The following is a 25,066-nucleotide window of genomic DNA, read 5'->3' as shown; positions in this document are numbered from 1 at the left end:
ATTTAATAAACGTCTTTCTGGAAACGACCTTCGAGCTCTAAAGCTTCTAAAATCGAATGAGCTTCTTCCCTGCTCATCTTACCTTCTTCCGCGATGATAGCGGCCAGCGTATTTTCTACTTCTATGCTCATCGGATGTTTTTGTCCGCAGATATACAAATAGGCTCCTCCTGAGATCCAGTCGTACAATTCACGAGATTTTTCTTTTAATCGATCCTGCACATATATCTTTTCATCCTGATCCCGGGAAAATGCGGTGTCCAGACGGGTAAGTACCCCATTAGACAACCATTCCTGTATTTCTGTCTGAAAATAAAAGTCTGAAACAAAGTGCTGCTCTCCGAAAAACAGCCAGTTGCGTCCTTCTGCCCCGGTAGCATCGCGATGGGCAAGAAAACTTCGGAACGGTGCAATTCCTGTTCCGGGACCAATCATAATAATATCCTTATCTTCTGCCGGAAGTTTAAAGTTCCGGTTTTTATGAATATAAAAGGGAAGTATCTCATCTTTCGGATAATTGGCCAGGTATTGCGAGCACCATCCGGTTCTGGGTAGATTATCCACTGTAAAAGTATCTAGAGTAACCGCCAGATGGACTTCTCCGTCATGTGCTTCCGAAGAGGAAGTTACGGAATAAAGCCGGGGAGAAATAGCATAAAGATGATCAAGGATTTCATCGAATGAAAGATTTTCTTCAGGAGAATACTTTTTTAATACATCCAAAAGATCCAGTTTTTCTTCTTCTATTTCCAACCCTTTAAAGGCTGGAATTCTAGTCAGACTTTTCCGGGTCAGCCCCCTGATATTTTTTTCCAGTAATTCTTCAAAACGTTCCTCTGCCTGAAGCAAACGTGCGATTTCTTTTACTTCAGATAAATTATTTGCAGGATAAATTCCTACGGCATCCCCCGGTTCATAGGCTACTTCTTCCTGGGGAACTATTTCTATATGATAGGTTTCTTTGTTTGAACCTTTATCATTCAGCACTATCTTATGTTTCAAAGTTCCCAGGTAATTTTTTTTAATTGAAGATTCCCCTCCTTTCGTCAATTTATTTTCCGGAGCCGGAATTTTTCCGGAACTCTTTAGTAAAGGAAGCAGTTCCGCAAACCAGGCTTCAGCCACCGGCACATAATCTACATCTGCTTTTTGCAGTTCTTTCGCAGGCTGTGCTCCCAAACGGGCAAGCAACAATTCTATTTCCTCAGCCGCCTTACAAAAGAGCGGATAGGAAGAATCTCCCAGCCCAAAAACGGCAAAGCGGGTTTGGGTCAGAGTAACGCTGGAGTTTGCCAGCATATCGAAAAATTTGAGGGCATTCTGCGGAGGCTCACCTTCACCCTGAGTGCTCATTATTATAAGCAGAAATTCTTCCTTTTCAATTTTATCTACCGGATATTGAAAGGTATCATAGACTTTGGACTGAATTTTATTTTTTTTCAGCAAACTTTGTAACTGCAAAGCCAGCTTTTTAGAATTCCCTGTCTCTGTACCGTATATAATGGTTGGTTTTACCGGCGGAGCTTCTTTTATATCTTCTTTAAATTCCGGATCTGAAGCTGGCTGATTTTGAAAATTCTCAATAATTCCTGCCAGATACCCGCTGGTCCAGATCAGCTCTTCTCTGGAATATTTCTGAACCAGTCCTTTAAGTTCTATAAGTTTTTCGTTAGCTAGCATACTGCAGGTTAATTAAATGGTTATCAAAATAAGATTTTGTGTTTTGAGCTTCTGCATACCAGGCATATTGCTGGTGAAGATTCACAACGCTGCCTATCATAATCAGCGTAGGAACGTATTCAAAATCGGGCAGGTTTTGCTGTTTCAGTTCCCCGAATGAAAAAACCTTCGTTTTCTGATTCGGAGTAGTAGCCTGCTGGATTACCGCCAGTCCTTTGGTCGATTCTATTTTAAATTCTATGAGCAAATCGGCCAGCTGATTTAACTTTTTACCGCTCATGTAAAAAACCAGCGTATCTTCGGTAGAAGCCCAATCTTCCCATTGTGTGCCCGGTACGGAACCTAAGTCAAAAAGTGTTAAAAAACGTACCCCTCTGGAATGTTCTCTGGCTGTCAAAGGAATTCCGGTGTATGCAGCTGCTCCGAAAGCTGCCGAAATTCCGGGAATTATTTCATACTGAATCTGATGGTTCTTTAGGGTTTCCAGTTCATCCAGTATATTGGAAAATAAAGAGGCATCTCCTCCTTTTAACCGTAAAACCAGCTTATTCTGCATTGCAAATTCCACCATCAGTGCATTAATATCTTCCTGAGGCGTATGAATTCCACGGGAACATTGCTTGCCCACATAAATAACAACGGCATCTTTACGCGCATAATTCACAATAATTTCCGGGGACACCAGCCGGTCGGTTAAAATAACGTCGGCTATTTGTACATATTTCAGTGCCTTCACACTGATCAAGTCCGGATCTCCGGGACCTGCACCGGCTAAAACAACTTTTCCTTTAGTTACAGATATCATAGGTTTTCTTCGGTTTTTACTATTAAAACAATCCATCTACAGAAAGATATCTTTCTCCGGTATCATAATTAAAGGTCACAATAGTGGCTTCGTCCGGTAATTGTGATATTTTTTTAGCAACGGCCGCCAGGGAGGCTCCGGTGGAAATTCCTACTAAAATTCCTTCTTTACGGGCAATGTCACGGGCATAGCTAAAAGCTTCGTCTTTTCCTACCTGTATTACTTCGTCAATTAAATCTTTCTGCACAATTTCCGGTATAAACCCGGCTCCTAAACCCTGTAACGGGTGTGGTCCCGGCTGACCTCCGCTTAAAACCGGTGATAATTCAGGTTCTACGGCAATAATCTTCACATTGGGAAACTTATTTTTCAATACTTTAGCCACTCCGGTGATATGTCCTCCGGTACCTACTCCGGTAATCAGGTAATCTACTCCTTCCGGAAAATCGTTGATTATTTCCTGAGCGGTCGTTTTTTCGTGTACTTCTACGTTTGCCTGATTATTGAATTGTTGCGGAGACCATGCATTCGGAATTTCTTTTACTAATTCCGCTGCTTTTTCAATAGCTCCTTTCATTCCTTTTTCACGGGGTGTCAATTCGAATTCCGCACCGTAGATTTCCATAAGTTTTCTTCTCTCTATACTCATAGATTCAGGCATAACCAAAATCACCCGATACCCTTTTACTGCTCCTACCAATGCCAGACCGATTCCTGTATTTCCCGAAGTTGGTTCCACAATAACACTATCCGGCTTTAAGAGTCCTTTATTTTCAGCATCTTCTATCATTGCCAGTGCAATACGATCTTTTATACTGTTTCCAGGGTTATTTCTTTCGAGTTTAATCCAGACGTTTTTTGATTTTCCGAATAAATTTTCAAGTTTTACAACCGGTGTTTTTCCTATGGTTTCTAATATGTTTTTTGCTTTCATTTTATGTTTTTTATAAATTGGTTTTTTATTTCTACTTTTATTTTTTAAAGGAACATTAAGGCTCCTACTGTATTATATGTGGTTTCATCAATTAAAATGGCATTCCCGTTTTTAGGATTATCTTCAAAAGAATCGTAAAAAATCGGCTGATTGGAACGCAGGGAGATCTGACCGATATCGTTTAACTTAATTTCGTTTGTCTGATTAAACTCCCATTGATTGATATCCCATTTTTGATCGATTGACTGAATTTTAACTCTTGCAGTTTTAAACCGATGCTGAAGAATATAGGTTTTTCCGGTTTGAAGAGGTGTAGTATCCAGCCAGCATATCCAGCTTTTTAGTTCATTGGAAGAATGGGGAAGTTCCGTAGTTTTTACCAGAGTATCTCCTCTGCTGATGTCAATGTCGTTAGCTAGATGAATCACCACATTTTCTCCGGCTCTGGCTTCTTCCGTTTCCTTTTGATGCCGTTCAATTTTCTCAATGGAGGTTTCTATACCAGAAGGCAAAACTTTCACCTTATCTCCTACCTTGTAATTCCCGCTCAGCACTTGTCCGGCATATCCTCTGTAATCGTGATGCTCTTCATCTTTGGGACGTATCACCCACTGTACCTGAAAACGGGAAGCCTGAAGATCTCTTGCAGGTGTTTCAATATGTTCCAGTGTGGTTAGTAAGGCATCCCCCTCAAACCAAGGAGTTCTTTCCGATTTAGTGACAATGTTGTCTCCATTTAATGCACTGATAGGAATATAGGCGATTTCATCGTACCCCAGATTTCCTTTAATTTTTTCAAAATCCGATTTTATTTTATTAAAAACTTCCTCTGAATAATCTTCCAAGTCTATTTTGTTAACCGCAATAATTGCTTTTTTAATCCCCATCAGAGACCCTACGCTGGCATGTCTTTTTGTTTGTACGGTCACTCCTTTACGTGCATCAACCAAAATAATAATTAGGTCTGAATTTGAGGCTCCCGTTATCATATTACGGGTATATTGTTCATGCCCGGGCGCATCGGCAATGATAAACTTACGTTTGCCTGTTGAAAAATATTTGTATGCAACGTCTATGGTAATTCCTTGTTCTCTTTCGGCGCGAAGCCCATCGGTAATTAAAGACAGATCGATGTCTACTCCTTCTTGTTTTGTTTGTTTTTGAAGAACCCCGAGCTGATCGGTGTGTATACTGTCTGAATCGTAAAGTAACCTTCCTATGAGGGTACTCTTCCCATCGTCTACGTTTCCTGCGGTTATGAATTTAAGTGTGTTCATTTTTTACTTTTTAAATCTGCTTAGATGAATTGAATGTGTTAAAAATACCCTTGTTTTTTCCTGTCCTCCATAGCTGCTTCAGAAAGCTGATCATCCAGTCGGGTCTGCCCTCTTTCACTAATTCTTGTGACAATAATCTCATCTATAATTTCCTGAACCGTGGAGGCGGTTGAGGGAACTGCCGCTGTACAAGTCATATCTCCCACTGTACGATACCTCACTTTTTCCACCGTTACTGTATCTTCTGGTAAAGGCTGGATAAATTTAGAGGTAGCAACCAGTTTATCCTGATGTACGATACATTCTCTATCATGAGAAAAGTAAAGTCCCGGTAATTCTATCTCATTCTCCAGTATATAATTCCATACATCTAACTCTGTCCAGTTGCTGATTGGAAAAACCCTAACATTGTGTCCTTTTTGAATTTTACCGTTTAATATATCCCAAAGCTCCGGCCTTTGTAATTTAGGATCCCATTGTCCAAAGTCATCGCGAACCGAAAATATTCTTTCTTTTGCACGTGCTTTTTCCTCATCTCTTCGGGCACCTCCTATACAGGCATCAAATTCATTTTCCTGTATTGTATCAAGTAGTGTATAAGTCTGCAAAGAATTTCGGGAGGGAAATCTACCCTGGGTTTCTTTCAGGTTATATTTCTTTATACTTTCTTCGACTGACCCCACAATGAGTTTTTCTCCTATTTTGTTTACCAGATAGTCTCTGAATTCAATAGCTTCCGGAAAATTATGACCGGTATCTATGTGTACCAGTGGAAAAGGAAATTTTCCGGGACGAAAAGCTTTCAGGGCCAGATGTACTAAAACAATGGAGTCTTTTCCTCCGGAAAACAGGAGCGCCGGCTTTTCAAACTGGGCGGCTGTTTCACGAAGTATATAAATGGCTTCGTCTTCCAGCTGATTAAGGTAATTTTTTGATCTGTTCATGCTTATATTTTATTTTTTTAGACTATGTTTAGCTATGCAATCCGCATTCTTTTTTAGAGGCATCCTCCCACCACCATCTTCCTGCGCGAAAGTCTTCACCTTCAGCTACTGCTCTTGTACAGGGAGCGCAACCGATACTGATAAACCCTTTATCGTGTAAAAGATTATAGGGTATGTTTTTATTTTTTATATATTGATCAACTTCATCTGTGGTCCAATGAAGCAATGGATTATACTTATATAATTGATAGTGGTCATCCCACTGGACAATATCCAGATTGTTTCTGTTTGCGGAATGTTCGGCTCGTAATCCGGTGATCCATATTTTTGCATTTTTAAGTGCTCGTTGTAAAGGCTCTACCTTTCTGATGTGACAGCACTGCTTTCTAAGCTCAATACTTTCATAAAAAGGATTTATCCCGTTATTATTGACAAAATTTTCTATTTGAAGGGTATTTGGATAGAAAGTCTTAATATTTTTCCTGTATTTTAATAGTGTTTTACTCCAAACCGAATACGTTTCCTGAAAAAATCTACCGGTATCCAGAGTGAAAATTTCGATATTATTAAAATCCTGAGTAAATATGGCATCAGTAATTAATTGATCTTCTTTACTGAAACTTGTAGAGAATACAATTTGTCCCTCAGTATATTCACTTAAAAATTTTAAATTTTCTTCCAGATTTTTATCTTGTTTCAAGACATTTATTATTTCCTGTTTCATTATCATGATATTTGGTTTCTTAAAAATAAAAAAAGCCACTTGGACTAAGAGGCTTTATATTTTAATGTACACTATTTTATTTTATCTGAATCTTTAATACGCATACTCTGAATCGCCTCCTGTAAAATTTCTTTTACAACAACAATTGTTCATTATTTCCTGTGAAAATAAAGGCTTATTAATTGATATTTCGTTTGTTAAATTCATACTAATCCAATAGGTTTTGTAAATATTAAATTTTTGATAAAAAAAACTCCTCAAATGGAATCTGAGGAGTTTTTATATATTATAAATGTTTTATGACATTAAACAATAGTGATAATCCTCCTCATTTACTGAGCAGCAAGTACACATTGTTAAACATAAAACCTGATTTGTCATTTTTAAATCTTTTACAATTACAAATTTATTTTATTTTTTAATACCACCAACTTTTTTTTCTTTTTTTTTTCAAAAAAATTAATAATCCGTAATATAACAAATTGTTTTAAAGCTGGTTAATGTTGTTTCTAAAACTATTTACCTTATCGTCTTGTCTATATTCACTACAAATGATTACTTTTTTTTATTCATCAACCAGTAGCTTATAAACAAAACTATGACTAATAATATACCTATGAATAAAGAGATTCTTGTTTCTTCAAAATAACCTAATACGCCAATTACAAAGAACATAAAAATAATGGTTAAAATAGGAGTAATCGGCCAGAAGGGCATCTTAAATTTCAGCTTTTCTTTCTCCTCTTTCGGCATTTTATATCTCATAAAAAATTCTGCAAATAAAATGATCAGCCACACCCAAATGGTTACAAAAGTGGCTATAGCTGCAATCATGAAAAATAATATGTCATGAATAAAATAATTTAATACAACTCCTATTAATAAAAAAAATATCATAGCCGATATTCCGGCTATAGGGACTGAATGAGAAGTAAGTCTGGTAAGAAATGAGGGAGCCTGTTTTTGTTTTGCCAAACCGTACATCATGCGAACTGCTCCGTAAACATCGCTGTTAATTGCTGAAATTGCAGCTACGATGACCACTACATTGAGCACATGAGCGGCAAATTCTATATGCAGATTTTCAAATATGACTACAAACGGACTTCCTTCAGTTCCTATTTTATTCCAAGGAAACAAGCATAATATCACTCCGAGCACTAAAACGTAAAAAAACAAAATCCGAAAAGGAACCGAATTTATAGCTCTTGGAATATCTTTATCCGGATTTCTGGTTTCTCCGGCGGCCAAACCTATGATTTCAATTCCTCCGAATGCAAACATGACTATGGCAAAACTCGAAATAAATCCAGAAATGCCATTAGGCATAAACCCTCCGTTTATCCACAAATTGTTTATATTAGAACTTTCAAATCCTTCAAAGTTTCCAAATAGAAGAATACAGCCTCCGGCGATCATTAGAAAAATAGCTATAATTTTTAACAGGGTAAGAAAAAATTCAACTTCTGCAAAGATTTTAACAGAAAATAAATTTATAGCACCAATTACCAGAGTAATTCCCAGAGACCAGATCCAGGGTGAAACATCCGGATACCAAAACTTCATATAAATAGAAAAAGCAGTTACGTCTGCTAAACATACCAGTATCATTTCCAGAACGTACATCCAACCGGTAATAAAACCAAAAACAGGATTTAAATACCTGGAAGCATATCCTGCAAATGAATCGGAAATAGACTTATATAAAACCATTTCTCCCAAGGCACGCATTACCATAAATATAACTATTCCTCCGATAAAATAAGCCAGTAACACCGATGGCCCTGCCAGTTTAATTCCTTCTGCAGCACCATAAAATAAACCAGTACCTATAGCAGACCCCAATGCTATAAAAAATATGTGACGGGAAGTTAATTTCTTTTTCAGCTCTTGTTCTTCCATAATTGTTTTGTGTTTTAGTTTTGATTTATCGGCTAATATAAAACGTTAAAAATAGAAAAAATCAACATAAATTAAACAATAAATTATTTTATTTATATAAATTAATTTTATTCAAATATCTTATCTTAACATAAAAAATGAGTGTTTTTTCAGTAATTAAATTTTCTATATTTACCTCAATTAAAACACTAAGGATGACCTATCTGGAAAAAAACATTCTTGAATCCAATATAAAATTAGTACAAAAAATAAATTTAAAAAACTATGCCACATAGAATTGATAAAAGCCGTAGCATTCAATCCCCAAGAGGAAATCAGCTAACTTGTAAAAGCTGGCAGACTGAAGCTGTTTACAGAATGATTCAGAATAATCTGGATGCTGAAGTTGCCGAACATCCTGAAAGTCTGGTTGTATATGGCGGAATTGGCCGTGCTGCAAGAACCTGGGAGTGCTTTGACAAAATACTTGAGGTACTTAAACGTCTGGACGACGAACATACTTTGCTAATACAGTCAGGAAAACCTGTAGGTGTATTTCCTACTCATAAAGATGCTCCCAGAGTACTTATCGCTAATTCTAATATAGTTCCCAACTGGGCAACCTGGGATAAATTTCATGAGCTGGATAAATTAGGACTTATGATGTATGGCCAAATGACTGCGGGTTCGTGGATTTATATCGGATCGCAAGGAATTGTGCAGGGTACATATGAAACGTTTTGTGCTGTTGCTAAAAAACATTTTGATGGAAATTCAAAAGGAAAATGGATTCTTACAGCCGGTTTGGGAGGTATGGGCGGAGCTCAGCCACTGGCAGCAACTATGGCAGGTTTTAGTATGGTAGCGATTGAATGCGACGAATCCCGCATTGATTTCCGTCTGAAAACCCGCTATGTAGATAAAAAAGCAAAGAATCTGGAAGAAGCACTTTCTATGATTGAAGAATCTCATAGACAAGGCAAAACTGTTTCTGTGGGACTTTTAGGAAATGCCGCTGATATTTTTGAAGAGCTGGCTCAAAAAAATATTATTCCAGATGTAGTAACCGATCAAACCAGTGCCCACGATCCTATCAACGGATATTTGCCTTCCGGCTGGACCATGGAACAGTGGAAAGAAAAAAGGGAAACCAGCCCGAAAGAAGTGGAGACTGCTTCACGTAAAAGTATGGCTAAACAAGTAAAAGCTATACTGAATTTACAGGAGAAAGGATCGATAGCTTTAGATTATGGCAACAACATACGGCAAATGGCATGGGAAGAAGGAGTCCAAAATGCTTTTAATTTCCCGGGCTTTGTTCCTGCTTACATAAGGCCTTTGTTTTGTGAAGGAATAGGACCATTCCGATGGGTGGCTCTTTCCGGCGATCCGGAAGATATCTATAAAACAGATCAAAAAGTTAAAGAGCTGATTCCAGATGATCCTCACTTGCATAATTGGCTGGATATGGCAAAAGACAGAATTGAATTTCAAGGGCTTCCGGCCCGAATCTGTTGGGTAGGACTAAAAAACAGAAAGCGCCTGGGCCTTGCTTTCAATGAAATGGTAAGAAACGGAGAATTGAAAGCGCCTATTGTAATTGGAAGAGATCATCTGGACTCCGGATCCGTAGCCAGCCCCAATCGGGAAACCGAGGCTATGAAAGACGGTTCTGATGCTGTATCTGACTGGCCTTTGCTTAATGCCCTTTTGAATACTGCAGGAGGAGCCACTTGGGTAAGTATTCACCATGGCGGCGGTGTTGGAATAGGCTTCTCCCAGCATTCGGGAGTCGTTATTTTATGCGATGGTAGCGAAGATGCAGATCGAAGGCTGGCCAGAGTGTTATTTAATGATCCGGCCACCGGAGTTATGCGTCATGCAGATGCCGGATATGAAATTGCCATTGATTGTGCTAAAGAAAACGGACTTGACCTTCCTATGATAAGTTAAATTAATTGAGTAAATTTTATTTTATCACATGGAACGTTTATAAATATTCCATGTGATTTTTTTAAAGTTCAACCCACCATAAATACCTATTATGCTAAAGATAAAAAAAGGGGATATAGTTTGGCAAAATGCCAGAATTGTTACTCTTGATGATTCTGTTGAAACAGAATATAATATACTTAAAAATTTTGATTTAATTGTTAGAGGGAATAAAATAGAGGCTATAGTTGAAGAAGGCCAGGTTGATTATCCTGAATATATACACAAAATAGATGCTGAAAAAGGATTACTGATTCCGGGTTTTATTGATTGTCATACTCATCTGGTTTTTGGGGGTGACAGGGCAAAGGAATGGGAAATGAGATTAAATGGTGTTCCTTATGTTGAAATTGCGCAAAAAGGAGGGGGTATTAACTCTACGGTTAAAGCTACCCGAACCTCAGATGAAAACACTTTGTATAAACAAGCTGAGGAAAGATTAAATGCTTTGATTATGGAAGGAGTTACCACACTTGAGTCTAAATCAGGTTATGGGCTGGATCTAATCAATGAGCGTAAGCAATTAAAAGTATCAAAAAAACTAGGTTTGAATCATCCGGTAGAAATCGTAAATACACTGCTTTCCGCACATACTGTTCCTCCGGAATATAAAGATAAATCTGACGACTACTTAAAACTCATATGTACTGTAATACTACCTACTTTATGGAAAGAAGGATTATTTGAAGCTGTGGACGTATTTTGTGAAAATGTTGGCTTTACTTATGCTCAGACAAAAAAGCTTTTTGAATGTGCGACCACTATGGGTATTCCGGTAAAAGGACATATGGATCAACTTTCCAATTTAGGTGGCAGCGGATTGGTTGCTGAATTCAATGGTTTGTCTGTAGACCATATTGAATATCTGGATGAAACAAATATTAAAAAATTGAGCAGTTCGAGAACTGTAGCAACATTATTACCTTTAGCTTATTATTTTCTCAGGGAAAAACAGAAGCCTCCTATTGATTTACTTAGGAAATATAAAATACCAATGGCTGTTTCTACTGATCTTAATCCGGGAACGAGTCCATTTGCCTCATTACGGCTGGCAATGAATGCTGCCTGTGTACAATTCGGATTAACACCTAAAGAAGCTCTTTTGGGGGTAACCAAGAATGCTGCAAAAGCTTTAAAAAGAGAAAATACTCACGGACAAATAAAAAAAGGATATATGGCTGATTTTTGTATCTGGAACGTTAAAAATCCGGTGGAAATCTTTTATGAATTAGGTAAAAATCCATTGAAATACAGAATATTTCAGGGGAATATTACACATAAATTCTGATATTATGAAAACATTCTGGGAAAAAACACCTGCTGAAGTCTGGCAGGGCAGAAATGATTTAGAAGAAAGCGCTACTGCTTTACGAGTATTCCAATCAATCATTAAAGAAGAGAGCTTTAATCCTGAAAAATATCCGGAACAAATAGCTTTGTTAGGATTTTGCTGTGACGAGGGAGTACGAATTAATAAAGGAATCACAGGAGCAAAAAAAAGTCCGGACATCCTTAAAAAAGCTTTGGCAAATTTTGCTTATCATCCGCATCCTCTTTCATTGGTAGACATGGGAAATATTATTTGTAATGGTCTTCTTTCCGAAGGTCAGCAACTTCTTACAAAATATGTTGAACAATGTCATTCCCAAAGCATGAAAACTCTGGTTATCGGAGGAGGACATGAAACTGCTTTTGCTCATGGCATGGGTATATATAATTCATACCCTGGTGCTACTATAGGAATTATTAATCTGGATGCTCATTTAGATATACGATCGACTAAAGAATATTCTTCTGGAACCCCTTTTCTTCAATTATTTGAATATTGCAAATCAAATAACCGAAACTTCAATTATCTCTGCATAGGTGCTAGTAAAGCTGCTAACACCCAAGCCCTGCTTGACACTGCTGAGAATCTAAACGTTCGTATTATATGGGACACTGAATGCCAATATTTACATTTAGATCACATTAATCAGCAAATACTAGATTTTATTGCAGTAACTGACATTATTTATTTAACTATTGATTTGGATGTTTTACCTCCTTCTTCAATGTTTGCAGTGTCTGCACCCAGCTCATTGGGAGTGGATGCTACTCTTTTACATCAATTACTTCCCGTTATTTCCGGTACTAACAAATTAGCCGGAGCTGATGTAGTAGAATTTAATCCTCTGCTGGACCGTGATTCTCTATGTGCAAGAGTAGCCGCCAGATTTGTATGGGAACTTTTTTATCACTGGAAATAAACTAAACAACAAAATTATAATGAAAAACCTATTATTAGACGGAAATCATCTGACTTTGGAGGATGTCGTTGCTGTCTCAAGACATCATTGTAAAGTAAATTTAACTGAGGGAGCTATAGTAAAAATAAACCAATCGAGAGAATACGTAGACCAACTGGTAGAATCCGGTGAAATTGTCTATGGAATTACCACAGGCTTTGGAGATTTCAGTTCTGTGCACATTTCTAAGGATCAAGCTGTAGAACTCCAAAGAAATCTTATTATCAGCCATGCTTGCGGAGTTGGAAATCATTTTTCCGAAGAAGTTACCCGGGCTATTATTTTATTGCGTCTTAACAATCTTGCAAAAGGTTTCTCGGGAATACGACTCAGCACCATGCTGGTATTGGTAGATATGCTTAACAAAGGATTATATCCTGCAATTCCGGAAAAGGGATCTTTAGGTGCCAGTGGTGATCTTGCTCCTCTGGCTCATATGGTTCTACCTATGATAGGAGAAGGTGAGGCTTATTACGAAGGAAAACTTCTTCCGGGTGCTGAAGCTATGAAAAAAGCCGGAATTCAAATCATTGAGCTGGTTTCCAAAGAAGGTCTTGCATTAATTAACGGTACACAAGTCATGACTGCCGCCGGAGCTTTAACATGTTATGACTCTATCAATTTGATGAAACTGGCAGACATTTCGGCTTCTTTGTCTTTGGAAGCTCTTCAGGGAATTACCGATCCATTTATTCCTGAACTCCATGCCTTACGACCTCATCAAGGACAAATAAACAGTGCTAAAAATTTACTTTCTTTGCTAAACGGGAGTGAAAGGACTACCCGACAGGGTGAAATCCGTGTTCAAGATGCTTATTCATTGCGATGCGTACCTCAGGTACATGGAGCCAGTTGGGATACTTTTAACTATGTGAAAAATAAAATTGAAATAGAAATAAATTCTGTTACTGATAATCCTATTATATTTCCAGAAAAAAAATCAGCAATTTCCGGAGGTCATTTTCATGGTCAACCCATGGCTTTACCTTTTGATTTTTTAGGGATAGCTATTGCTGAAATAGCTAATATTTCTGAACGTAGAATTGAACGATTAGTAAATCCTTCCCTCAATAATGATCTACCTGCATTTTTAACTCAACAGGGGGGATTGCATTCCGGTTTTATGATTACGCAGTATGTAGCTGCAGCCTTAGTTTCAGAAAATAAAGTTCTGGCGCATCCGGCAAGTGTAGACTCAATACCTTCTTCTGCAAATCAGGAAGATCATGTGAGTATGGGTACAATTGCAGCAAGAAAAGCCCAAAATATTTATCAAAATACAAAAAATGTAATTGCCATTGAGTTGCTTGCGGCTACTCAAGCGATTGATCTTGCAACTGATTCTTCAAATAAAAAATTAGGAAAAGGAACCCAAATCGCCTATAATATTATCAGGGATCAAATTGAACCATTTTCCAAAGATAGAGTTATGTATCCGGAAATTAATAAAGCTGCCAATATAATTGACAGTGAAAGTATTGTTAATTCAGTCGAGAAAGAAATCGGACAGCTTTTATAAAATAGTTATAGATAAGAAAAGCGCATAAATTTTAAGCGCTTTCCTTATCTTAATTTTCCAATAAAACTTTTTATTTCACAATTTTGTTATTTTTTGGGTTTGTAAATAAAGCTATGCAATAACTGAAATATTACAAATTACTACCAATATCTTTTTTGATATTATATTAATTATTAACTTGCCTATACTTATATTATTCTATTACTTATGAACAGAAGAGATTTACTAAAATTATCAGGAACGGCTTTTGCCGGATTACTTTTTACAGGAATAACCCGTGCAGGTTCTACAGTGCTTACAGAAGAGTTCGAAAGCCTATCGAATAAAAATGACTCTCCTTTATTACTTAATTTTAATGAAAATAGTCTTGGAATTTCTTCTATGGCTGAAACAGCCATAAAAAAAAGTTTAAAAAATTCATTTAGATACCCGGATGCTGAAGCTTCCAATCTAAGGAAACAACTGGCGGATAAATTTAACGTAACTCCTTCCCATATTAGTCTGGGTTCGGGCTCTTCAGATATTATACGAGCTATCACTCATTTCTGCATTTTTAAAAGTCTACAGGAAAATAAAAAATTACAAATTATATTACCAGACCCGACTTTTGATTTAATTGCAGATTATGCAGAAAATTTAGGTGTTACCATTTCCCGAATTCCTCTTGATAGTAATTTTTGCATGGATATAACTGCAATGAAAAAAGCTGCAGAAGAATTTAACGGCGTATCTCTATGTTATTTATGCAATCCCAATAATCCTACTGCTACTTTAACTTCTTCCGATAGTATTGAAAAGTGGATAGCAGATGCTAATCCAGAAAATACATTTTTTTTAATGGATGAAGCATATGCCGAATATGTTACTGATTTAAAATTCCAAAGTGGTATAAAGCATATTTTGAATTTAAGAAATAATGTGCTGGTAACTAAAACATTTTCTAAAGTTTATGCTATGGCAGGGTACAGGATAGGTTATGGAATTGCAACTCCTGAAACAAGTAAAAAAATAAATACCTTCCTGTCCATTGACAATCTCAATATTTCCGGTTTGGTAGCAGCATCTGCTTCTTTAAAGGATTCAGCCTTTTTAACCCGAAGCTTATCTTCTACAAATTCTTCAAGAAAAATAACTGAGACGGCTATGAATGAGTTGGGAATCCGATTTTTACCCTCTCAGGCAAATTTCATTTTTTATCATATTCCCGGAGATTTAAAATTATACATCCAGCGTCTTAATTCTGAAGGAATAAAAGTTGGGAGAATATTTACTCCTCTTACTCAATGGAACAGAGTAACACTAGGAACTCCGGAAGAAATGAAAATTTTTGTAAAGACCTTATATGAATTTAGAAAAAAAGGGTGGATTTAAATCCACCCTATATACTGTATAATTATTATTTTTTATATAACTTTTATTATCTAATTGGTTTTAAAGAAACTGTCAACAAACTCATATTTGTTAAAAGGCTGTAGATCGTCCATTCCTTCACCAACACCAATATATTTAACTGGAATTTTAAATTGATCAGATATACCTATAACCACACCCCCTTTAGCAGTTCCATCGAGTTTGGTTATAGCCAGAGCAGTAACTTCCGTAGCTGCGGTAAATTGTTTAGCCTGTTCAAAAGCATTCTGACCGGTTGAACCATCTAATACCAAAAGCACTTCATGGGGAGCATCAGGAATTACCTTTTGCATAACTCTTTTAATTTTTGAAAGCTCATTCATCAGGTTCACTTTATTGTGCAGACGTCCCGCAGTATCAATAAGAACCACATCAGCATCCTGCGCTTTGGCTGACTGTACGGTATCAAAAGCAACGGAGGCCGGATCAGACCCCATCTCCTGCTTAACTATAGGCACACCTACTCTTTCTGACCATATAACAAGCTGATCAACAGCTGCAGCTCTAAAGGTATCAGCTGCTCCCAAAACAACTTTTTTACCCTGCTGCTTAAATTGATGAGCCAACTTCCCAATGGTTGTCGTTTTTCCTACTCCATTTACGCCTACCACCATAATTACATATGGCTTTTTATCTTTAGGAATTTCAAATTCAGAATCGGAGTCTTTATTTTCAGCCAAAAGATTCATGATCTCTTCTCTTAAAATCTGATCTAATTCAGAAGTATTCATGAATTTATCTCTGGCTACCCTTTCTTCAATTTTTTTGATTACTTTGACAGTGGTCTCTACTCCTACATCAGAAGAAATAAGGACTTCTTCCAACTCATCCAGTACCTCATCATCCACTTTGCTTTTTCCTGCAATCGCTCTTCCTACTTTATCAAAAAATGATTTATTGGATTTCTCTAATCCTTTATCAAGTGTTTCTTTTGTCTCTTTCCCGAAAATTTTCTTAAACCAGCTCATAAACTATTATATAAACACAAAAATAAAAAAAATCATTCACATAAAAGTGAATGATTTTTTAAAACCTTAAAAACCTATGTTATGAAAACTATTTCTGTTTTAAAAATGCATCAACACTGTCTGCATTTACAACTTTTTCATCAAATACGTAAGCACCTGTTTTAGGAGACTTAACCATTTTGATTACTTTAGTCATTTTTTTAGATTCTGTACGTAATGTAGCTACAACCTTCTTTGCCATGACTTAATTATTTAATTTCTTTATGAGTTGTGTATTTCTTTAATACCGGATTGAATTTTTTCAATTCAATTCTTTCCGGAGTATTTTTTTTATTTTTAGTCGTAATGTAACGAGACACTCCCGGCATTCCGCTTTCTTTATGTTCAGTACATTCTAAGATTACCTGTACTCTGTTTCCTTTCTTTGCCATTTTCTTTTGTAATCTAAATTAAATTTTAGTAATTGACAAGACCTTGTTTACGAGCTCTTGCTACAGCTTCTTCAATTCCTATTTTATCTATAATTCTTAAACCATGTGCTGACACTTTAAGAAAAATCCAAGCGTCTTGTGATGGTAAGTAGAATTTTTTTTCCATCAAATTTATCTCAAAACGTCTTTTCGTCTTGTTATTAGCATGCGACACATTATTTCCTACCATTGCACGCTTTCCTGTTATTTGACAAATTCTAGCCATTATTCTTTATGTTATGTAAATAAATTTTCTTGTTTTGAATTGGGTTGCAAATTAACAAATAAAAATCCACTCTTACAACTTTTTTACTTTTTATTTTTAAAGTTTATTTGTGATGTCTTTGTTTTCCTAGGTTTCAACCATACTATAATTATTTTAGATAAAACATAGGCTATAATTATTCCGGCAGCAATTAATGAAATCCTTGCAATGACATCACCATATTTGGAATAAAAAGTTAATTCTGAATTTAAATTAATTTCTCCTTTCAATGCTCCCCTGTATCCGTAGGGCAATTGCTCAATTATATCTCCTTTTTGATTAATAAAAGCGGATATTCCACTATTGGCAGAACGCGCTATGTCTCTACGGGTTTCAATTGCTCTTAGCCTAGCATAAGCTAATAATTGTTTGTGCCCTTGAGAATCACTCCACCAGGAATCATTTGTCATTATAAACAGAACGTTAGCTCCGCTTTTAACATATTCGCCTACGTATTCTCCGTAAATACTTTCATAGCAAATGACCGGTGCTATTTTTGCTTTATTTTTTTTATTGGTAAAAACTGTAGGATGGTTTTGAGTTCCCAAACTTTCCATGGTACCTCCGAAATTTAACATGTAATCTCCAATCAATGGCTTTAAGATCGAGGAATAAGGAAAATGCTCTACTCCTACGACCAGTTTGGATTTATTATAATGTTGTATGGTACCCGGTAAGTCTAACTGTATAGCTGAATTATAAAGATCTACCCAGACATTTCTGTCTCCTGTATATCGTGCGGTTGGGGTTTCCTGACCGGAATAAGCTTCGGCTAATGAAACTCCGGATACAAAACTGATCTGGGGATGCTTCATTTTCATCCACCTTCTGATACTATCTATGTAAGGATCATTTTGAAAATTATTAACATAAACAAATCCTCTCCCGGGGAAAGCGGTTTCCGGAGCTACAATAAATTTTGTTTTATTTGTTATAGTACTATCTACAGATGATAATATACCGCTAAGAACTGTTTCTCCGCTCTGGGTGTATTTTTCTGTATATGGATCTAAATCCGGCTGAGCTAAAACAACCTCCAATGATTGCTCCGATTTTTCCTGATACGTTCTATACATTACCAAAGACAGGGCCACAGGAACACCGATAACCAGGATTGAATAATAAACGGGTTTCCAGATATAAATTTTTTCACGAGTTACCTGAAAGGCTCTAATATGATAAAATATAATTAAATTTATAATTATAATCCAGAGGGTTCCTCCAAATGTTCCGGTTACTTCGTACCATTGAATAATTTGCGGATACTCTGCAAATGCATTACCCAAATTAAGCCAAGGCCAGGACATTTCCCAGCTAAGATGAAATTTTTCGAAACAAACCCAGATAATAGGGAAAAAGAAAATCCCATACCATGTTCCGGCTCGTTTTTTAACAAAATGAAACAAAATAAAAACCAACGACATGAGAAGACTATTAATAAAAACCGGAAACAGAAAAGCCATCCAGGAAAGACTACCATCAGGATTTTGAGAATAGTGTAGCCATTGAGTTGCTCCATAGTTCCAGATAAAAAAAGATATATAGGAATATCCAAATACTTTTCCGTAAGAACGTTTTTCTTTTTTTACCACTATTTCATGCTCTAAAAGCAATAACGGAACAAATGCCAAAAAGAGTAAAAAGGGGAATCCGTACGTTGGCCACGAAAAGGCAAAAAGCAATCCGCTAAGTATCGAGTAAATAAATCTTTTCATATCCTTACAAAAATAGTTATTTTTGACTTTTAAAAACATCCCCTTTAATGAAGAATTTATTTTTCATCTTGTTTAGTCTTCTTTTTTTATTGCTTTCATGTAAAAGTGGTAATTTAGGACATACAAATAATACTGTATACGACACACCTCCTGAAATTGGCAGGTTAACTACAGATATACCCAGATATACGGTTAATTCACCGGCAAATTCAGAGTCCAAAAAACCTACTTCCGATAAAGACGGTCAAAAGAAGCAAAGCTCTGATGTAAAAAAATTGCAGCCAAAAAAAGAAAAGGCAGTTTCTTCACAAAAAAATAAAAAATCCCCTCTGACTTATTCTGAAAAAACTAAAAAAAAATCAGAATTAACTGATAATCGTTTTATAGAAAAACCCAGTCGTACTGATTCTCATATTACAAAAAAAACAAACCGAATAAACAGTGATAGCGTTAGTAAGTTAAAAGAACCTAAACAAAAAGAGAATAAAAAAGTCTATTCATCCGAAGCTTCCCGCAAAGGAAATAAACCAGTAAAAAAGACTGACCTATCCAATAAAACATATGAAAATACTCAATTATCTTCTGCTTCCTCACTTTCTGAAGACTCTTTAAAAATTATTGCTTATAAAAAGATTTTATCAAAAAAGATGGCTAACCTGACTATTAACAATGAAAAATATATTAGAGCTAAAGCTATTTTAGACAAAAACCCTAAAAGCAAACTGGCATTAAGCAACTACAATTTAAATAAAAAGAATTTAGAAAATGATATTTTAGACAAAAAGGTTATAGAAGATCAATTATTTAAATTAACAAGAAAAAGAAATAAGGTTATGGCTACCCCAAAAACGGAATCCATAACTAATATACAGACAAATCCTTTACCGGAAAATGTTGATATCTCCGAAGAAAAATCCACATCAATTGAAACTGTCACAGAAGAAATGACAAAGGATGTTACTTCTACTGAAAATACTTCTTCTGATGAAAATGAGGAAATTGGCACTCCTGAATTTGCAATTTCGGAAGAAAAAACTACTGAAGCACCTAAAACAGTTGAGGTATTTGAATCAAAACCTTTAGAAAATGAGGAAGAGTTTTTAGATACAGAAGCTATTTCAGCGATTCGGAATTTAAATACAGCAGATTTTTCATGGGAAGTAGGAATTAAACTTACTCAAATTGTTGATGTACGTTCGCTGGATGAGTTTAAACAGGGACATATTTATGATGCGGTAAATATGGATATAAATTCATCAAATTTCAAACTGCAAATTCATTCTTTAGATAAAAATCATCCGGTAGCTGTTTACAGTGAGGATGGGGTAAGAAGCTTAGAGGCCGCAAAAATCCTTGAGGAGGCTGGTTTTACAATCATTTATAATTTACAGCCCGGATTAATTCAATGGATAAATGAAAAAAGAGACATTTTTAAGTAACCTTAAACAATCCTAATATCATGAAAATATTCATTCTTTCACTTCTATTTTCTTTTTTATCCTTGATAGTTATAAGTTGCTCCATTGCAGAAGAAATTACTTTTCATCCGGATGGTCGTATTAAATATTCATATACCATTGATGGCAGTAATTTCATGCAAATGGCTCCTACTTCCTCATCGTCTGCTTTTAAAGGTATGACAAAAGATTCTACTATTTCTTTTTCAGACCTTCTTGAAATGCAAAAAGACAGCATATCTAAACTTCCTTTAAAGGAACAAAAAAAAATAGCTGCTCTGAAACCTTTATCTATAACTATGCATCAAGATGAAGACAAGCAAGAATTTTTCATCAGATTACACGGTATGTTCACTAATAGCAAAACTCTTAATGAGGCTTTAGAAGGTCTGCAAACATTAAACTCTGCTAAAAATACTCCGGGGGAAAATACAGAGTTTATGGCTAAAAGCACTTATGATTGGAATACCTCACGTCTCGTAAAAACTTCGTATGTTTCAAATGCTATGAAGACTGATTCTTTAGCACAAAATTTAACACAAATGTTTACGGGAGGCAAGTATCAGGTGTTATATAAATTCCCGAAAAAAATAAAACATGTAAATCATCCAGAAGCTATAATTTCTGCAGATAGAAAAAGTGTTTCTATTGAGTATGACGCTCAGGAATATTTAATATCTCCTGAAAAAACAAATTTAATTATTGAACTCGAACAATAGTCTATACACAATGCGTATGTCGTGTTACTAATAAAAACCTGTTACTTTATTCTATATTTGAAAATGCCTAGCGTATAAACTATGAAGGTTTAAAAAAACAAACCATTTACATATTTTGTATATTTGATTTCTCTATGTTTAATCATTGATTATAACTTTATGAATCAGCAAACTCAAATAAAATGCCCCAATTGTGGTACTGAAATAGATGTAAATGATATCCTGAAACATCAATTGGAAGATACTATCCGCAAAGAATATAAGGAAAAATTCATGGTTTCTCAAAAAGAGCTACAGGATAAAAACCTTTTATTGGAAAAAGAAAAGGAAGATTTTGAGGCTAAAAAAAAGAAGGAGAATGAATTATTTCAGGAAAGGCTTAATAAAATAACAAAGGAAAAGACCTTAGAAATTGAATCTTTACTAAAGAAGAAAATAGAAGACGAAAATAAAGAGCGTATCTCCTTGTACGAAAAAGAACTTGCAGAAAAATCTGAAAAAATACAGGAACTTAATAAAATGCAGGCGGAGATATATAAGCTTAACAGGGAAAAAGAAGAATTGCGGGCTTCTATTGAGGCTGAATCTCAGAAAAAAATGAATGAACTTCTTTCTCTGGAAAGGGAAAAAATAAGAAGGCAGGAAGATGAAAAGAATGAGCTAAAAATTAAAGATCTTTTGAAACAGCTTGAGGATCAAAAAAAACTTACGGAAGAAATGAAACGTAAGCAGGAATTAGGTTCTATGCAATTACAGGGTGAAGTTCAGGAACTAGCAATAGAGGAATGGTTAATGCAAAATTTTCCTTTAGACAGCATTGGAGAGATAAAAAAAGGTGTTAGAGGAGCTGATTGTATTCAGATTGTAAATACCCGAGAAATTCAAAATTGTGGTTCGATCTATTATGAAAGCAAAAGGACTAAAGACTTTCAACCTACTTGGATTGAGAAGTTCAAAAACGATATACGTGATAAGAAAGCTAATATAGGTGTACTGGTTACTGAGGTTATGCCCCAGGGTATGGAGCGAATGGGGATGAAAGAGGGAATATGGATTTGCACCTATGAAGAATTTAAAGGACTTAGTGCTGTATTAAGACATTCAATAATACAATTCAGCAGCATCTTAAAATCACAGGAAAATAAAGGTGACAAAATGGAAATGCTGTATGATTTCCTTACAGGAAATGAATTTAAACTTCGGGTAGAAGGTATTGTGGAAGGGTTCAGCCAGATGCAAGACGACTTGGTCAAAGAAAAAAGAATGATGATGAAAAGCTGGTCTCAAAGAGAAAAACAAATAGATAAAGTTATTGAAAATACCATCTCCATGTATGGTTCTATTAAAGGTATAGCGGGTAATGCTATACAAAGCATTAAGGCGCTGGAACTTGATGATTCTGAAAATTTAGATTTTGAAGTTTAACATAATTACTGTTATAAAAATTATTCATTTAACTGACTAACATAAGTTCTTGTCTATCATTACTAATTTAAAAAAATTGAATTATGAAAAAAAAACTTTTTCTATTAATTTTATGTGTATTTACATACTTATCAATTTATTCACAAGAACAAAAGTTTCAGTTAAGTACACATATTCTTGATATTACCTCCGGAACTCCCGCCTCAAATGTTTTGGTAAATCTGGACAGACTTACACCTGATGGAGAATGGGTATTCATTAATAAGCTTTATACTGAAGCGAACGGGAGAATTAACTCATTTCTTCCTTTACTTAGTGAAAATGGAAATCCCGGCCTATACCGTTTAACTTTTTACACGGAATCATACTTTAAAAGTAAAAATACAGAGACGTTTTATCCATATATTCAAATTGTATTTGAAATAAAAGATAATAAACATTATCATGTCCCTATTACTTTAAGTCCTTACGGTTATTCTACCTACAGAGGCAGTTAATTTTTTGTTTAATTCCCTCAGTTATGCTGTACAGTTGTTAAATAGGATTATATTTGCACAACTCTTCCGAAAATAAATCTAAAATAGTTAGTCTATGGAAAAAAACATCTTTGAAGGCACTCCTGTAGAAGATCTTCACCCAAATGACATTGCGGAACAATTAGAAGAATTAAATGATAAAGATCGTATCTTAAATTTCTTTTTATTGCCCAGAACACAGAAAACTGAGGTTTTCACTTATCTGGACCCTAAAATTCAACAGGAATTACTTCATGGATTAGGTAAAAAAGATATTGCTGATCTTTTAAATGAAATGGCTCCTGATGACCGTACAGATTTTTTCGTAGATCTTCCGGATGATCTTATAAAAAATACAATTAATCTTTTAGATGAAAATGAAAGAAAAATTGCGCTACAACTGCTGGGATATCCTGAAGACAGTGTCGGAAGATTAATGACCCCTAACTATATTCAGGCTAAAAAATACTGGACAGTTAAACACACTCTTGAACATATTAAAAAATTTGGTAGAAAAGCTGAAACATTAAACTTTATTTATATTGTTGATCAAAATGACAAACTTTTGGATGATATCAAGATAGGTAAATTACTTTTAGCTGATGATGATACTAAACTGGAAGAACTGGGAGATGATAATTTTATAGCCTTGCAAAGCATGATGAATCAGGAAGAAGCTATTCATGTTTTTGAAGACTACGACCGCACAGCTTTGCCAGTGGTATCCGAAACCGGAATACTGGTAGGCATTGTTACGGTTGATGATATACTGGATATTGTTAAGGAAAGAGATACTGAGGATATTCAAAAATTCGGGGGACTTGAAGCCCTAGATATTCCTTATCGGGATACTCCTCTGGTAACTTTATTTAAAAAACGTGCCGGATGGCTAATTATTTTATTTTTAGGAGAAATGCTTACAGCCAGTGCTATGGTACATTTTGAAGAAGAAATAGAAAAAGCTGTCGTTTTAGCCTTATTTGTACCTTTAATTATTTCCAGTGGAGGAAACTCTGGTTCTCAGGCTGCCACTTTAATCATTCGAGCTATGGCATTGAAAGAAATCAACCTAAGAGACTGGTGGTATGTTATGAGAAAAGAAATTTTCTCAGGACTTCTTTTAGGCCTCACTCTTGGTATTATAGGCTTTGTACGAATTCTCATATGGCAAAATCTACATTTTTATGATTATGGTCCACACTGGACTTTAGTAGGCTTAACCGTAGCTATCTCTTTAATTGGCATTGTTTTATGGGGCACATTATCCGGTGCAATGATACCGTTTATACTGAGGTTATTTAAACTCGACCCTGCTACCTCATCTGCACCTTTTGTTGCTACTATGGTAGATGTTACCGGATTAATTATCTATTTCTCTATTGCATCCTTTATATTGCAAGGAGTTTTATTGTAAAGCCTATGGCTATAAATTAATATTTTTATTTTAAACTTAATATAAAAGTATATTTTAAACACCATAATTTTAATTAAATAAATCGTTTTTTTTACATTATTATTTTTTAGCCTATTCATTTTCGGAATTGCTCAAGAAAATCCTAAAGGTAAATTTTTAGTAAAAAAAAATTCCAACTATGGATTGATAGATAATACCGGAAAAGCAATAACCCCTTGTATCTATGATGAGATAAGTTATTTATCAAATGGTTTGGCTTTGGTAGAAAAAGAGGAAAAATACAGATTAATATACACCTATGGAAATGTAATAACCCCTTTATTTTGTGATGGGATAACTTATTTTTCAAAAGAGATAGTATCTGAGTAATTGTATAGGTACTAATCTATCTCTATTTTAAGGTGATATACAGATACAGCAGACTGTTTTATTTATAAAAAAATCCAACTAGCTATTTACACTGTTGGATTTTATATATATTTAACATTTTTATTTACAATTTTATATTCTACTTATAAAAAAACCTTCAAAATTTTTAAATTTTGAAGGTTTTTTAGTACCCCAGACGGGACTTGAACCCGTACAGCCTAATGGCCACAGGATTTTAAGTCCTGCGTGTCTACCAATTCCACCACCGGGGCCTCAGTATTATTGTATTTTAAATA

At 35.4% G+C, this 25,066-nt stretch carries 23 protein-coding genes and 1 tRNA gene; 11 read left to right on the top strand and 13 right to left on the bottom strand.

Translation table 11 applies throughout. From position 1 onward, the window contains the following. Nucleotides 1-2: 2 nt before the first annotated feature. From EQ921_RS03325 to EQ921_RS03295, 7 genes are all read right to left on the bottom strand, one after another. Complete coding sequence (locus EQ921_RS03325; RefSeq protein ID WP_128330544.1) at nt 3-1,679, bottom strand: sulfite reductase flavoprotein subunit alpha; 1,677 nt, start codon at nt 1,677-1,679, stop codon at nt 3-5. Continuing rightward, nucleotides 1,669-2,520 carry a uroporphyrinogen-III C-methyltransferase gene (gene cobA, locus EQ921_RS03320; RefSeq protein WP_255424415.1) on the bottom strand — a complete coding sequence of 284 codons (852 nt, stop codon included), beginning with the start codon at nt 2,518-2,520 and terminating at the stop codon, nt 1,669-1,671. The genes EQ921_RS03325 and cobA overlap by 11 nt, the downstream gene beginning before the upstream one ends. Next, a complete protein-coding gene (gene cysK, locus EQ921_RS03315) occupies nt 2,507-3,418 on the bottom strand; it encodes a cysteine synthase A (RefSeq protein ID WP_128151202.1) in 912 nt (303 codons plus the stop codon). Before cysK ends, cobA begins: the two co-directional genes overlap by 14 nt. Nucleotides 3,419-3,462: 44 nt before the next feature. Then, nucleotides 3,463-4,695 carry a sulfate adenylyltransferase subunit 1 gene (locus tag EQ921_RS03310; RefSeq protein ID WP_128330543.1) on the bottom strand — a complete coding sequence of 411 codons (1,233 nt, stop codon included), beginning with the start codon at nt 4,693-4,695 and terminating at the stop codon, nt 3,463-3,465. A 38-nt stretch (nt 4,696-4,733) separates the two neighbouring features. Then, nucleotides 4,734-5,639 carry a sulfate adenylyltransferase subunit CysD gene (gene cysD / locus EQ921_RS03305; protein ID WP_128330542.1) on the bottom strand — a complete coding sequence of 302 codons (906 nt, stop codon included), beginning with the start codon at nt 5,637-5,639 and terminating at the stop codon, nt 4,734-4,736. A 28-nt stretch (nt 5,640-5,667) separates the two neighbouring features. Continuing rightward, nucleotides 5,668-6,369 carry a phosphoadenylyl-sulfate reductase gene (locus EQ921_RS03300; protein ID WP_221410458.1) on the bottom strand — a complete coding sequence of 234 codons (702 nt, stop codon included), beginning with the start codon at nt 6,367-6,369 and terminating at the stop codon, nt 5,668-5,670. A 549-nt stretch (nt 6,370-6,918) separates the two neighbouring features. After that, nucleotides 6,919-8,265, bottom strand: a complete 1,347-nt coding sequence (locus tag EQ921_RS03295) for an amino acid permease (RefSeq protein ID WP_128330540.1) — start codon at nt 8,263-8,265, stop codon at nt 6,919-6,921. Nucleotides 8,266-8,529: 264 nt separating this feature from the next. Between EQ921_RS03295 and hutU the strand changes: the two genes are divergently transcribed. The 5 genes from hutU (at nt 8,530) to EQ921_RS03270 (ending at nt 15,414) form a co-directional block, all read left to right on the top strand. Beyond that, nucleotides 8,530-10,197 carry a urocanate hydratase gene (gene hutU, locus EQ921_RS03290; protein ID WP_128330539.1) on the top strand — a complete coding sequence of 556 codons (1,668 nt, stop codon included), beginning with the start codon at nt 8,530-8,532 and terminating at the stop codon, nt 10,195-10,197. Between the two features lie 91 nt (nt 10,198-10,288). After that, nucleotides 10,289-11,524, top strand: coding sequence for an imidazolonepropionase (gene hutI / locus EQ921_RS03285; protein ID WP_128330538.1), 1,236 nt, complete (start codon nt 10,289-10,291; stop codon nt 11,522-11,524). A 4-nt stretch (nt 11,525-11,528) separates the two neighbouring features. Beyond that, complete coding sequence (gene hutG / locus EQ921_RS03280; RefSeq protein ID WP_128330537.1) at nt 11,529-12,485, top strand: formimidoylglutamase; 957 nt, start codon at nt 11,529-11,531, stop codon at nt 12,483-12,485. A 19-nt stretch (nt 12,486-12,504) separates the two neighbouring features. After that, nucleotides 12,505-14,043: a histidine ammonia-lyase gene (hutH, locus tag EQ921_RS03275; protein WP_128330536.1), complete on the top strand. Its 1,539-nt coding sequence runs from the start codon at nt 12,505-12,507 to the stop codon at nt 14,041-14,043. Between the two features lie 207 nt (nt 14,044-14,250). Then, entirely contained in the window at nt 14,251-15,414 is a 1,164-nt protein-coding gene (locus EQ921_RS03270) for a histidinol-phosphate transaminase (RefSeq protein ID WP_128330535.1), read from the top strand. A 50-nt stretch (nt 15,415-15,464) separates the two neighbouring features. Here the strand turns inward: EQ921_RS03270 and ftsY are convergent, their stop codons facing one another. The 5 genes from ftsY to lnt all read right to left on the bottom strand — a co-directional run bounded on the left by ftsY (nt 15,465) and on the right by lnt (nt 18,871). Beyond that, nucleotides 15,465-16,421: a signal recognition particle-docking protein FtsY gene (ftsY, locus tag EQ921_RS03265; protein ID WP_128151182.1), complete on the bottom strand. Its 957-nt coding sequence runs from the start codon at nt 16,419-16,421 to the stop codon at nt 15,465-15,467. Between the two features lie 88 nt (nt 16,422-16,509). Next, nucleotides 16,510-16,662, bottom strand: a complete 153-nt coding sequence (locus EQ921_RS03260; RefSeq protein WP_128151180.1) for a DUF4295 domain-containing protein — start codon at nt 16,660-16,662, stop codon at nt 16,510-16,512. Between the two features lie 7 nt (nt 16,663-16,669). Then, entirely contained in the window at nt 16,670-16,852 is a 183-nt protein-coding gene (gene rpmG, locus EQ921_RS03255; protein WP_128151178.1) for a 50S ribosomal protein L33, read from the bottom strand. A gap of 25 nt (nt 16,853-16,877) precedes the next feature. Further along, a complete protein-coding gene (rpmB, locus tag EQ921_RS03250) occupies nt 16,878-17,117 on the bottom strand; it encodes a 50S ribosomal protein L28 (protein WP_128151176.1) in 240 nt (79 codons plus the stop codon). Between the two features lie 83 nt (nt 17,118-17,200). Next, entirely contained in the window at nt 17,201-18,871 is a 1,671-nt protein-coding gene (gene lnt / locus EQ921_RS03245; protein WP_128330534.1) for an apolipoprotein N-acyltransferase, read from the bottom strand. 47 nt (nt 18,872-18,918) lie between these two features. Here lnt and EQ921_RS14890 point away from each other — a divergent pair, with 47 nt between their 5' ends. The 6 genes from EQ921_RS14890 (at nt 18,919) to EQ921_RS14715 (ending at nt 24,770) form a co-directional block, all read left to right on the top strand. Then, nucleotides 18,919-20,310, top strand: a complete 1,392-nt coding sequence (locus EQ921_RS14890; protein ID WP_128330533.1) for a rhodanese-like domain-containing protein — start codon at nt 18,919-18,921, stop codon at nt 20,308-20,310. 20 nt (nt 20,311-20,330) lie between these two features. After that, on the top strand, nt 20,331-21,047 hold the full coding sequence (locus EQ921_RS03235; protein WP_128330532.1) for a hypothetical protein: 717 nt from the start codon (nt 20,331-20,333) through the stop codon (nt 21,045-21,047). A 159-nt stretch (nt 21,048-21,206) separates the two neighbouring features. Continuing rightward, nucleotides 21,207-22,472 carry a DUF2130 domain-containing protein gene (locus EQ921_RS03230; RefSeq protein ID WP_128330531.1) on the top strand — a complete coding sequence of 422 codons (1,266 nt, stop codon included), beginning with the start codon at nt 21,207-21,209 and terminating at the stop codon, nt 22,470-22,472. A gap of 83 nt (nt 22,473-22,555) precedes the next feature. Then, nucleotides 22,556-22,969, top strand: a complete 414-nt coding sequence (gene uraH / locus EQ921_RS03225) for a hydroxyisourate hydrolase (RefSeq protein ID WP_128330530.1) — start codon at nt 22,556-22,558, stop codon at nt 22,967-22,969. A 94-nt stretch (nt 22,970-23,063) separates the two neighbouring features. Beyond that, on the top strand, nt 23,064-24,401 hold the full coding sequence (mgtE, locus tag EQ921_RS03220; RefSeq protein WP_128330529.1) for a magnesium transporter: 1,338 nt from the start codon (nt 23,064-23,066) through the stop codon (nt 24,399-24,401). Nucleotides 24,402-24,584: 183 nt separating this feature from the next. Further along, a complete protein-coding gene (locus EQ921_RS14715) occupies nt 24,585-24,770 on the top strand; it encodes a WG repeat-containing protein (protein WP_164875567.1) in 186 nt (61 codons plus the stop codon). Nucleotides 24,771-24,958: 188 nt separating this feature from the next. Here EQ921_RS14715 and EQ921_RS03210 read toward each other — a convergent pair. Next, nucleotides 24,959-25,042, bottom strand: a tRNA-Leu gene (locus tag EQ921_RS03210). Nucleotides 25,043-25,066 lie beyond the last annotated feature (24 nt).

It is taken from the genome of Apibacter sp. HY039 (assembly GCF_004023655.1).
GTDB classification, from domain to species: domain Bacteria; phylum Bacteroidota; class Bacteroidia; order Flavobacteriales; family Weeksellaceae; genus Apibacter; species Apibacter raozihei.
This window is presented reverse-complemented; position numbering and strand designations above follow the sequence as displayed.

Bases quoted from the DNA above. Each gene is read 5' to 3' on its own strand.
- ftsY (WP_128151182.1), bottom strand. From the start codon at position 16,421: ATGAGCTGGTTTAAGAAAATTTTCGGGAAAGAGACAAAAGAAACACTT.
- EQ921_RS03235 (WP_128330532.1), top strand. From the start codon at position 20,331: ATGAAAATATTCATTCTTTCACTTCTATTTTCTTTTTTATCCTTGATA.
- cobA (WP_255424415.1), bottom strand. From the start codon at position 2,520: ATGGATTGTTTTAATAGTAAAAACCGAAGAAAACCTATGATATCTGTA.
- EQ921_RS03310 (WP_128330543.1), bottom strand. From the start codon at position 4,695: ATGAACACACTTAAATTCATAACCGCAGGAAACGTAGACGATGGGAAG.
- EQ921_RS03270 (WP_128330535.1), top strand. From the start codon at position 14,251: ATGAACAGAAGAGATTTACTAAAATTATCAGGAACGGCTTTTGCCGGA.
- EQ921_RS03300 (WP_221410458.1), bottom strand. From the start codon at position 6,369: ATGATAATGAAACAGGAAATAATAAATGTCTTGAAACAAGATAAAAAT.
- EQ921_RS03230 (WP_128330531.1), top strand. From the start codon at position 21,207: ATGAATCAGCAAACTCAAATAAAATGCCCCAATTGTGGTACTGAAATA.
- rpmG (WP_128151178.1), bottom strand. From the start codon at position 16,852: ATGGCAAAGAAAGGAAACAGAGTACAGGTAATCTTAGAATGTACTGAA.
- EQ921_RS03295 (WP_128330540.1), bottom strand. From the start codon at position 8,265: ATGGAAGAACAAGAGCTGAAAAAGAAATTAACTTCCCGTCACATATTT.
- hutG (WP_128330537.1), top strand. From the start codon at position 11,529: ATGAAAACATTCTGGGAAAAAACACCTGCTGAAGTCTGGCAGGGCAGA.
- hutU (WP_128330539.1), top strand. From the start codon at position 8,530: ATGCCACATAGAATTGATAAAAGCCGTAGCATTCAATCCCCAAGAGGA.
- EQ921_RS14890 (WP_128330533.1), top strand. From the start codon at position 18,919: ATGAAGAATTTATTTTTCATCTTGTTTAGTCTTCTTTTTTTATTGCTT.
- EQ921_RS03325 (WP_128330544.1), bottom strand. From the start codon at position 1,679: ATGCTAGCTAACGAAAAACTTATAGAACTTAAAGGACTGGTTCAGAAA.
- rpmB (WP_128151176.1), bottom strand. From the start codon at position 17,117: ATGGCTAGAATTTGTCAAATAACAGGAAAGCGTGCAATGGTAGGAAAT.
- mgtE (WP_128330529.1), top strand. From the start codon at position 23,064: ATGGAAAAAAACATCTTTGAAGGCACTCCTGTAGAAGATCTTCACCCA.
- cysK (WP_128151202.1), bottom strand. From the start codon at position 3,418: ATGAAAGCAAAAAACATATTAGAAACCATAGGAAAAACACCGGTTGTA.
- cysD (WP_128330542.1), bottom strand. From the start codon at position 5,639: ATGAACAGATCAAAAAATTACCTTAATCAGCTGGAAGACGAAGCCATT.
- EQ921_RS03260 (WP_128151180.1), bottom strand. From the start codon at position 16,662: ATGGCAAAGAAGGTTGTAGCTACATTACGTACAGAATCTAAAAAAATG.
- hutH (WP_128330536.1), top strand. From the start codon at position 12,505: ATGAAAAACCTATTATTAGACGGAAATCATCTGACTTTGGAGGATGTC.
- lnt (WP_128330534.1), bottom strand. From the start codon at position 18,871: ATGAAAAGATTTATTTACTCGATACTTAGCGGATTGCTTTTTGCCTTT.
- uraH (WP_128330530.1), top strand. From the start codon at position 22,556: ATGAAAAAAAAACTTTTTCTATTAATTTTATGTGTATTTACATACTTA.
- hutI (WP_128330538.1), top strand. From the start codon at position 10,289: ATGCTAAAGATAAAAAAAGGGGATATAGTTTGGCAAAATGCCAGAATT.